General features: G+C 74.0%; 7 protein-coding genes. 5 read left to right on the forward strand and 2 right to left on the reverse strand.

What is annotated here, in order from left to right; translation table 11 throughout:
* Positions 1–5: 5 nt before the first annotated feature.
* Positions 6–2624, forward strand: coding sequence for a caspase family protein (locus ACFWJW_RS34855; protein ID WP_387248763.1), 2619 nt, complete (start codon positions 6–8; stop codon positions 2622–2624).
* Positions 2621–4051, forward strand: a complete 1431-nt coding sequence (locus tag ACFWJW_RS34860) for an extracellular solute-binding protein (RefSeq protein WP_387248765.1) — start codon at positions 2621–2623, stop codon at positions 4049–4051. The genes ACFWJW_RS34855 and ACFWJW_RS34860 overlap by 4 nt, the downstream gene beginning before the upstream one ends.
* Here the strand turns inward: ACFWJW_RS34860 and ACFWJW_RS34865 are convergent.
* A complete protein-coding gene (locus ACFWJW_RS34865) occupies positions 4030–4266 on the reverse strand; it encodes a hypothetical protein (RefSeq protein WP_387248767.1) in 237 nt (78 codons plus the stop codon). The genes ACFWJW_RS34860 and ACFWJW_RS34865 overlap by 22 nt on opposite strands.
* A gap of 24 nt (positions 4267–4290) precedes the next feature.
* On the reverse strand, positions 4291–5598 hold the full coding sequence (locus ACFWJW_RS34870) for an anion permease (protein ID WP_387248769.1): 1308 nt from the start codon (positions 5596–5598) through the stop codon (positions 4291–4293).
* A gap of 386 nt (positions 5599–5984) precedes the next feature.
* Here ACFWJW_RS34870 and ACFWJW_RS34875 point away from each other — a divergent pair, with 386 nt between their 5' ends.
* From ACFWJW_RS34875 to ACFWJW_RS34885, 3 genes are all read left to right on the forward strand, one after another.
* Positions 5985–6653 carry a class II aldolase/adducin family protein gene (locus ACFWJW_RS34875; protein WP_387248771.1) on the forward strand — a complete coding sequence of 223 codons (669 nt, stop codon included), beginning with the start codon at positions 5985–5987 and terminating at the stop codon, positions 6651–6653.
* Positions 6654–6764: 111 nt separating this feature from the next.
* Positions 6765–7892 (forward strand): alpha/beta hydrolase, encoded by a 1128-nt coding sequence (locus ACFWJW_RS34880; RefSeq protein WP_387248773.1) that lies wholly within the window; start codon positions 6765–6767, stop codon positions 7890–7892.
* 195 nt (positions 7893–8087) lie between these two features.
* The gene (locus tag ACFWJW_RS34885; protein WP_387248775.1) at positions 8088–9533 is read left to right on the forward strand and encodes a hypothetical protein; all 1446 of its coding nucleotides are present in this window, start codon (positions 8088–8090) and stop codon (positions 9531–9533) included.
* Positions 9534–9845: the final 312 nt, after the last annotated feature.

Raw genomic sequence — 9845 nt, forward strand, 5'->3', positions numbered from 1 at the left:
GCCGGATGTCCGAATACGACGCACGGGGCAAGGTCAACCGGGCGCTGCTGATCTGTGTCGACGACTACCGCCACCTGCGGCCGCTCCCCGCCGTGCGGGACAACCCCCAGGAGCTCGAACGCGTCCTGCTCGCCCCCGGCACCGACCTCTTCACCAAGGGCGAGGTCGTCATCTGCCGGCCCCAGGAGCCCTGGGAGGTCGAACAGGCCCTGGACGCCGTCACCCAGGAGGCCCGCGGACTGCTGCTGGTGTACTTCTCCGGCCACGGCCGGGTCGGCCCGGACGGCGGCAATCTCCAGCTCATGGTCGGTGCGTCGGAACGGCGGCACAAAACCGTGTCCTGGCAGGACACCGTGCTGTCCTACCTGGACAACGCGCGGGCCGACCGGATCGTGATCGTCCTGGAGTGCTGTTACGCCGGCAACGCCGGGGAGGCGTTCCACGCCTGCCGCACCCCCACGTCGCTGCTGATGGCCGCCCAGCCCAACCGCCGGATCTTCAGCGGCGAGGAGCCCACCGGCGGCAGTGTCTTCACCCGCGCCCTGCGGCAGATCCTGGAACAGGGCATCCCCGGCAAGCGGTTCGTCACCTTCGAGGACCTGGTCCGGGAGCTGCGGGACCAACTGGCGGGCGAGCGGACCCCGATGGGCGACGTCTGGGAGCCCCGCTCGGCCAAGCAGAACACCGTCGACGACGTCATCCTGTCCTTCGCCACCCCAGGCATCCGGCCCCCCACCCCGCTGCGGATCCGATTACGGCGCCGGCTGAACACCTCCTTCCGGCACTGGTTCCGGATCCTGATGGTGCTGGCGATCATCGCCGTACCGGCCACCGCGGGCGTCGTCCTGCTGAACCTCCCGCGCGGCGCCGAAGCCTGCCCGCCCGCCCTCGAACTGCGGCTGCTCACCGCGCCCGAGGCCGAACCCGCGCTGCGCCAGGCGGCCTTCGGCTACGAGATGTCCGACGCCAACACCCGGCCCCTCAACGGCGAGGGCGACCTCCCCGACGGCTGCCGGCGCGCCCAGATCACCGTCTACTCCGCCGCCAAGGACCAGGTCGACCAGGGCTTCGCCGCCGCCGACCGCTGGCAGGGCGAGGCCCACGGCACCGGCAAGGACGGGCCGGACGACATCGACCCCCTCTACCGGCCCGGACCCCAGCCCGACATCTGGATCCCCGAATCCACCGCCGACTACTACGAGGCCCGCCGCGGGATGCCCGCCAAGAACTCCCCGGCGACGCTCCACTACAGCGCCCCGGTCGCCTACACGCCCCTGGTCGTCGGCATCCCGGCACCCCGCCGGCTGGACGACGTCGAACCGGCCGGCGCCTCCTGGCGGGAGCTGCTCACCGGCACCGACCGCACCCACCGCGACCTCCGGCTGCTGCGGCCGAGCCCGGTGCTGTCCGGCACCGGACTGCTGCACACCCTCGGCCTCTACCTCGCCCACGACGGCGCGGACGCCACCTCGTCCGGCGCGCCCGACCTCACCCTCGCCCGGCACGCCGAGGAACGGCTGTCCGCCCCCGGCAGCCAGTACGCGGGCAGCACCGAACTGCTGTGTTCACTGCGCCCCGACGCGGACGCCGCCGGCTCCGTCGACCGTACGAAGTCCGCGCCCCTGGTCTCGGAGAAGTCCCTCGCCGACTACAACCTCGGCCGCGCCACCGGCAGTTGCCCGGCCCTGGACGCCCCGCTCCCGCTCCGCAACCGCTACGTCGCCTACTACCCCCGGCAGGTCCCCGCCCTCGACCACCCCCTGATCCGGGTCGACTGGCACGGCACCAGGGACGCCACCCCACGGCAGGCCGCCGTGGCCCGCTTCGCGACCTGGCTGCGCGCCCCGGACGGCGGCCAGCGCACCCTCACCGCCCAGGGCTACCGCGGGGTGCACGGCACCGGCCCGGGGGCGGGCTCACCGCTGCTCGACAGCCGCGCGGACGTCAGCCCCCTCGCCCCGACCGTCCCCTTCAGAGCGGACCCGGACCAGGTCTCCCAGGTACTGGACGGCTACGACAAGGCCCAGAAGTCCAGCCAGGTGCTGATCCTCCTCGACACCTCCACCTCCATGGCCGACGGCGGCCGGCTGCCGACCGCCGTGCGCGCGGCCGGGCGCGTCCTGGAGATGGTCGGCGCCCGCCACACCTACGGCCTGTGGGCCTTCCCGGACCGCGCGCACCCCACCGACGCCGACGCGGTGCGCGAGCTCGTCGCGCCCGGCAGCGCCGACCCGGCACCGGGCCGGGCCGCGCTGAACCGGATCGCGGGCGGCGAACTGGTCGAGCACGGGGCCGCGATGGAGGAAGCACTGACCCGCGCGGTGCGCAGGATGAAGAAGTCCCCGGCCACCAACAAGGCCATCGTGCTGATCCTCGACCAGGACGACGGCGCGGGCCCGGCGCGCGCGGCGGGCGTGGAGCGGACCCTCGGCACCCTCGTCGAGGAGGGCCCCGAAGTGCCCGTCCTGGCGCTGGCGCTGGGCAAGAACGGCTGTGACACCTTCGCCCTCCAGCGGCTGGCCGACGCCTCCCACGGCCAGTGTGTCCCCGGCGGCCCGCAGGCCGTCGACACCCTCGCCGGACGGATCGCCTCCATCGGCACGGCCACCAAGGGGGACCGATGACCGCACCACGCACCGCCGCACCCGCCGCCCTGGCCTGTCTCGCCCTGACGCTCGCGGCGAGCGGCTGCACCCCGGGGGAGCAACTCGTCCCGGAGAAGGGCGCGATCGTCCTCGCCACCGGCAGCGACCTCAGCAGCTCGGGCGTCCGGCAGGACCTGATCCACGACTGGGAGCGGCGGACCGGCCGTACGGTCCGGATCGTGAAACTCCCGGACACCGCCGACGGCCAGCGCAGCCAGCTGCTGGCGGCGGGCCAGTCCGGCAACGGCGGCTACGACGTGCTCAACCTCGATGTCGCCTGGACCGCGGAGTTCGCCGAGGCGGGCGTGATCCGTCCCTGGGCCACGGCCCTGAACGGCGACTTCCTCGACAGCGTGGCCAAGACGGTCGAGTACGGCGGCAAGGTGTGGGGGGTGCCCTTCAACACCGACGCCGGGCTGCTCTACTACCGCAAGGACATCCTGCGCGCGTACGGCCACGGCGCCCCGTCCAACTGGGGCGAGTTGAAGGACGTGGCGACCGAGGTGGCGCAGGACTACAACCGCGAGTCCGCCCGGGACGCCGCCACCGGCCACAAGAAGCGGCGGCCCAGGATGTACGGCATGGTCGCCCAGCTGCGGCCGTACGAGGGGCTGACCGTCAACACCCTGGAGTCGGCCTGGGTCAATGGCGGCGACCCGGACGCCACCAGCTTCACCAAGGGCGAGCAGGTCGGCGCGCTCCAGCAGGGCATCGCCGACCTCAAACTCCGGCTCGACTCGATCATGCCGCACGAGGCCACCACGATGGACGAGACGGAGAGCCGCCGCTGGTTCGCCGACGGCCGCGCGCTGTTCATGCGCAACTGGCCGGTGGAGTACGCCTCGGTCGCCGAGAAGCTCACGCCCGGCGAGCAGTTCGACGTCACCCAGCTGCCGGCCCGCCCCAGCGACGGCAAGCGGATGTCCGTGCTGGGCGGGCAGAATCTCGCCCTCGCGGCCGGCACGACCCGGCCCGCCGGCGCGCGGTCCCTGATTGAGGCGCTGACCGGCCCCGGCAGCGAACGCTGTCTGCTGGAGCGGGGATTCGCGGCCACCCGCGACTCGGCCTACCGGGAGGCGGCCACGGCACCGCACTGCCCGCTGCCGCCCGACGACGCCGAGCACGGTGAGCACGGCGCCGCGGGGCGGCCGGAGCCCCGGCCCGACCCCCGCACCCTGCACGCGGCGCTGATGGCGGCCGCACCGCGCCCGCGCAGCGCGCACTACCAGACCTTCAGCAAGGTCGTCCAGATCGGGGTGTCCGCCTATCTCAACGGCGTCGGCGGCACCGCCATCGCCGACCGGCTGGCCCGGGAGGCCGATGACGCGCTCGGCGGACGGGGCGAACAACGGACGAGGCGCCCGGTCCGTCGTGGCCGGCGGCGTCAGCCGGCCACGATCAGATAGATGCCATAGGCCACCGCCGCCGCGCAGAGGCCGAAGGCGGCCACCGCGCCGGCCCGTGCGCCCGCACCCGGTGCGGCGACCACGGCTGCCGCACCCTCCTGGCCCGCCTTGCGGGACGTGCCGGCGATGCCGACGGTGAACAGGCCCACGATCCCGACCGTCACCACGAGGGTGACGCCGAAGACCTGGCCGAGAGCTGCCCAGTCGATGCTCATGGAGTTTTCCTTAGGTGATGACAGCTAGCGGGTGACCGTCGCGGCCTTGGCACGCGGGGTGGTGGAGGCGCCGTCGCCGGACGCCTGGGCCGGAATCCCGGCGGTTTCCGGGGCGTCGGCCGGAGCGGCGTCGGTCTCCGGGGCGTCGGCCGCCGGGGACTGCTGGCCCGCCGGCGGCGGGGAGACGGTGCGCAGCGCGGCGGTCACCACGCCCACCGGCTCGGCGGCGGGACCCTCGTTGACGTTGGTGTGGTCGACCGGCTTGCGCCGGGAAGCGGCCCAGATCGCGCCGCAGATGGCCAGTCCGAGGACCGCCACCGCCGCCACGCCCCAGTCGCCCTGACCGGCGAGGAAGGCGGCACCCGCGGCGACCGCACCGGCGGCCGGCAGCGTCAGACCCCAGGCGAGGACCATCCGGCCGGCCGTGGACCAGCGCACCACGCCACCCTTGCGGCCCAGGCCGGAGCCCATCACGGAGCCGGAGCAGACCTGGGTGGTGGAGAGCGCGAAGCCGAGGTGGGAGGAGGCCAGGATGGTGGCCGCGGCGCCGGTCTGGGCGGCGAAGCCCTGCGGCGGCTGGATGTCGGTGATGCCCTTGCCCATCGTGCGGATGATCCGCCAGCCGCCCAGGTACGTGCCGAGCGCGATGGCGACACCGGCCGAGGCGATGACCCACAGCGGCGGGTCGGCGTGCGGCGCGACCACTCCGCCGGTGATCAGCGCGAGCGTGATCACACCCATCGTCTTCTGCGCGTCGTTGGTGCCGTGGGCGAGGGAGACCAGGGCGGCGGAGGCGATCTGACCCGCGCGGTAGCCCTTGGCGGTGTCCGCCTCGTCGCGGTTGCGGGTCAGCCGGTAGGTGAGCCGGGTCGCCGCCATCGCGGCCAGGCCGGCGACGATCGGTGCGGCCACCGCCGGGATCAGGACCTTCATCACGACCGCGTCGCCGTGCACACCGTTGGTGCCGACGGACACCAGGGTCGCGCCGATCAGACCGCCGAAGAGGGCGTGGGAAGAGCTGGAGGGGAGACCCGCGAGCCAGGTCAGCAGGTTCCAGACGATCGCGCCGACCAGGCCGGCGAAGATCACTTCAGGTCTGATGCCGGCGCTCTCGTCGATGATCCCCCCGGAGATGGTCTTGGCCACCTCAACGGAAAGGAAGGCGCCGACGAGGTTGAGGACTGCCGACATCGCCACCGCGGTCTTGGGTCGCAATGCCCCGGTGGAAATGGTGGTGGCCATCGCGTTGGCCGTGTCGTGGAAGCCGTTCGTAAAGTCGAACACCAAGGCCGTGACGATCACGATCCCGATGAGAAGCGTGATGTGTTCCATTCACCCAGGCAATCAGTTCGAAGGTCAGTGTCGCTGGGACCGTACGGAGAGCGGGTGAACGGAAGATGAACTGGGACGGGCGCGTCGGTGACACCACCGCAGTGTTCACGCGGAGGCGCCTCCGGCGTCACTTTCGCATCACCCGTTGGCGAACTTCCTGCGCTTCGCCGACGCGTCGTTCCCCGCGGTCCCGTGGTCGTGGATTCCCCTCGACGGTAAGGGGCGAGCCGCACAAGAGGGCTCAAATCAGGTCAATCCCCGGCGCCGGCACAGGTGTCCCCATATGGCGGCTACCGTGCGGGCGGGCCCCCGGCGTACGGTGCCCCGGCCCGCTCGTACGGTGTCGCGCACCACATCCGCTTTCGCCGCACCGCGCCGGAGGACCCATGAAGGACCACCCCGACGACCTCGCCACCGCCTGGAGCGAACTGGTCGCCACCGCCCGCCGAACGGTCACCGACGGCCTGGTCGTCGGCACCTCGGGCAATGTCTCGCGCCGCATCAGGGACCTGGTCCTGGTCACCCCCAGCGGCGTCCCCTACGACCGGCTCGGGCCCGGCGACACCACCGCGGTCGACCTCGAAGGCCGCCAGATCATCGGCGCGCTCCGGCCGACCAGCGAACTCCCGATGCATCTGACGGTCTACCGCACCACCACGGCCACCGCCGTCGTCCACACCCACGCCCCGTACGCCACCGCCGTCTCAACCCTCGTCGCCGAACTCCCGCCGGTCCACTACATGACCGCGGCCCTCGGCGGCCCCGTCCGCGTCGCCCCCTACGCCCTGTACGGCAGCGACGAGCTCGCCGCCAACATGCGCGAGGCGCTCCGCGACCGCACCGCTTGCCTGCTGGAGAACCACGGCACGATGACCTACGGCGACAGCCTCGACCAGGCGCTGGACCGCACCGCCCAGCTGGAATGGATGTGCCGGGTGTGGCTCGCGGCGAGCTCCGTACCGGGCCGTACGCCGCACCTGCTGTCCGCCGGTCAGCTCGACGCGGCCGCCGGCCGGCTGCGCGGCTACGGTCAGCCGGGCGGCGGCCAGGACTGACCGCCCGCCCCGGGGCGGCGGCCCGTACCCGTCCGCCGCCCCGGGCCCGCCCGGTCACCCGCCCGACTCCGCCCGGTGGCCGCCCCCGGCACCGCTGCGCACACTGGTGAGGTGCGCCTGGGTACTGCGGCGGCCGTGGCCGCCATCACCGTGATAGGTGCCGGGGCGGCCGCCGTGGCGGTCGGCCGGTACGCCAGTGACATTGCCCTGAAACCGTCACCGGACCAGCCCTTCCCGGGCGACTCCCGCCTCACCGTGCACTCCGCCACCGAGGAGCGCATCGCCCTCACCCGCAGCCTGGCGGCCCTGCGCCCCGGCACGTACGGGCTCACCGGCTCCGGCTGCCATGCGGTGCTCGGCGATGTCGTCCACGGTGTCCCGCACCCCGCCGACGCGGTCGTCCGCCGCCTGGTACGGGTCACCCACGGCACGCTCGGGCCGGGCAACCGGATGCGGCTCACCCCCCAGGTGCACCTCGGCAACCCCCGGGACGCCCTCGGCCTCGACTGCGCCGACGTCGACATCCCCGGCGAACTCGGCGCCCTCCCGGCGTGGTTCGTCCCCGGCGTCCGCGACACCTGGGTCATCACCACGCACGGCCTGGGCACCACCCGCGAACACCCCATGGTGGTCATGCCGTTCCTGCACCGCCACCGGCTGCCGGTCCTCGACCTGTCGTACCGCAACGACCCCGGCGCCCCGCGCACCGCCGACGGCATCAACCACCTCGGCGACACCGAGTGGCGCGACCTGGACGCGGCGATCCGCTACGCGCTGCGCTACGGCGCCCGGAACGTCGTCCTCCACGGCTGGTCCACCGGCGCGACCATGGCACTGCGCGCCGCCACCCGCTCCGTGCTGCGCGACCGGATCAGCGGTCTGGTCCTGGACTCCCCGGTCCTCGACCGGAACGCCACGGTCCGCGCGCTGGCCGGCGCCCGGCGGATCCCGCGCGCCCTGCTGCCGCTGGTGGTGCGCGCCGCCGAGGGCAGCACCGGAGTGCCCCTCGGCCATCCCGCCGACGCCGTCGACCCGGAGGAGCTGGAGATCCCGACGCTGCTCTTCCACGGGCCGGACGACCTGATCGCCCCCTGGACCGCGTCCCGCTCCTTCGCCGCCCGCCGGGCCGACCTGGTCACGCTTCAGCCGGTCCCGCACGCCCCGCACGCCGCGATGTGGAACGCCGACCCCTCGGGCTACGAAGAAGCCCTGCGGCGCTTCCTCACCCCGCTCATGTAGCACCGCCCCGGCCCGCGTACGCCGGCCCCGGCGCGGACCGCCCCCTTCACCGGGCCCGGCGCCCCCGATGGCTCCCGGGTATACGGGGGGACAACTCCCCTCATCAGGGATGGGTCGGCGAGATGACGCGACCGTGGCAGATCGCAAGCCGGGTTCCGATTGGGCTTTCGGGCCGACAGCGGCAACACTGCTCCTGTGACGTCCCGTACCCCGCGCGACTCCCGGCTCCGACTCGTCCCCCGTCAACCGGTTGCGGCCGCCCGCCGGGCGGTGACAACCCGGGCCAAGCGCCCGGCGCCCCGCCCGCCCGAGGGCACGCCGCCGCCCGCGGAACTGGCCCGCCAGGCCCGTGCCGTACTGGCCGGCGCCGCCCGGCTCGCCCGCTGGGCCGACAGCGTCGGTGCCGGCGCCGCCGGCGGCAGCCTGCGTGCCGGTCCCGACGGAGCGCTGCCGAAGGCCGCCGCGGAACGCGCCGCCGAGGCCCTGGGCCTGACGCCGCACCAGGTCCGCATCGACTGGGACCGGGCCCGGCTGGCCGGCCTCGTCGAACTCCACGACGGCCTGGCCCGCCCCGGCTGGCGGCTGCGGGCCTGGGACCGCGACGACACCGCCGTGCTGCGCGGCTGGGTCGCGCTCTTCGACGCCTGGTCGCTGGCCCGCCCCGCCCCGCCCGCCGCCGGCCCCGCGATAGTCGCCGAAGTCGTCGAGGCACTGCCGCAGTTGCTGTCCCTGCTGCATCTGTCGGCCGGCCCGGTGCGGCTGCCGGTGCTGCTCGACATGCTCGACCAGCGCGTCGCCGAGCTGCGCACCGAACGCTGCGAGGTCCCCTACGGCCAGGACCCGGCGGCTCCGGGTGGCGCCGACGATGCCGCGCCCGCCGGCGACGCCGCGGGGGCGTCGCTGGCCGCGCTGCTGGACTGGGCGCTGGACGCCCTGCGGACCGTCGGCGCGCTGGTACCGCCGGACGGCGCGGAGGCCGCGCACGACGCCTCCGAGGCACAGCTGACACCGCTCGGCAACTGGTCGGTGTGGGTCAAGCTGGAGCAGATCTGTGTGGCCGCGCAGAGCCCGGCCGGCCATATCGAACAGTCCGCGGAGGCGATGCTGCGCGGCTGCGCCCGGCTCACCCCGGGACCGGCGCGCGCCGAATACCGGGCCTGGCTCGCCGCCCGCTCCGTCGGCGCGGCCGTCGAGGAACTGCTGACCGTGGCCCGCGGCGAGGACGCGCTGCTGCGCGGTCTGGCCTTCGAGGCGCTACGGGCGGTCGGCGCCCCGGCCGAGGCCGCCGTACGTGCCGCCGCCGACGAGCCGGGGCTGCGGCCGTACGCCCTGCTGTGGCTGGTCGAGCACGAGGGCGGCGACCCGGAGACCGCACCCGATGTGCTCACCCGCGAGGAGTCGACCTGGCTGTGGGTGGACACCGCGGCGGCCGTCGCCGACCACGGCGAGACCCAGCTGCTGGTCCGGCACCTCGACTCGGCGGTCCAGGGCTCGGTCCCGCGCCTCCTGGAGGAGGTCCGCGCCGTCGGCCACCCCAGAACCGTCCAGGTACTGGTCGCCTTGGCGGCGGCCCACCCGGACCCGGCCTTGGCGAAGGCGGTACGGCGGGCTGCGTTCCAGGTCCACACGGGTGGGGTTTGATTCCCACCTTTCCGCTGCGCTTTGCCGCGGCCGACGCTTCTGGCTTCCCCGCCGTTGCGCCTGCGGCGGGCGGGGTCCGCTGCGCGGGGCTGTGGGTGCGGTGACGGACCTCCGGGGCCTGGTGTGTGGACTGCTTCGCTTTACGTCCACACACCAGACCCCTCCGGCCCGTCCCCTCCCGTTGGGGGAGTTGGTGAAGGTGGGTGGGGGCTGGCGTCCGTAGGCAGTTTCACTGCGACCAGTGCGGCGCACCTGACCACCAACATGCACCCCCACCAACCGTCTTTCCCACCCACTCAACGGGAGGGGACG

Origin of the sequence: Streptomyces sp. NPDC127097, assembly GCF_042724075.1 — a bacterium.
Taxonomy (GTDB): Bacteria; Actinomycetota; Actinomycetes; order Streptomycetales; family Streptomycetaceae; genus Streptomyces.

Coding starts and splice junctions, on each gene's coding strand:
- ACFWJW_RS34865 (WP_387248767.1), bottom strand. CDS start 4,266: ATGAGCATCGACTGGGCAGCTCTCGGCCAGGTCTTCGGCGTCACCCTC.
- ACFWJW_RS34875 (WP_387248771.1), top strand. CDS start 5,985: ATGAAGGACCACCCCGACGACCTCGCCACCGCCTGGAGCGAACTGGTC.
- ACFWJW_RS34870 (WP_387248769.1), bottom strand. CDS start 5,598: ATGGAACACATCACGCTTCTCATCGGGATCGTGATCGTCACGGCCTTG.
- ACFWJW_RS34860 (WP_387248765.1), top strand. CDS start 2,621: ATGACCGCACCACGCACCGCCGCACCCGCCGCCCTGGCCTGTCTCGCC.
- ACFWJW_RS34855 (WP_387248763.1), top strand. CDS start 6: ATGTCCGAATACGACGCACGGGGCAAGGTCAACCGGGCGCTGCTGATC.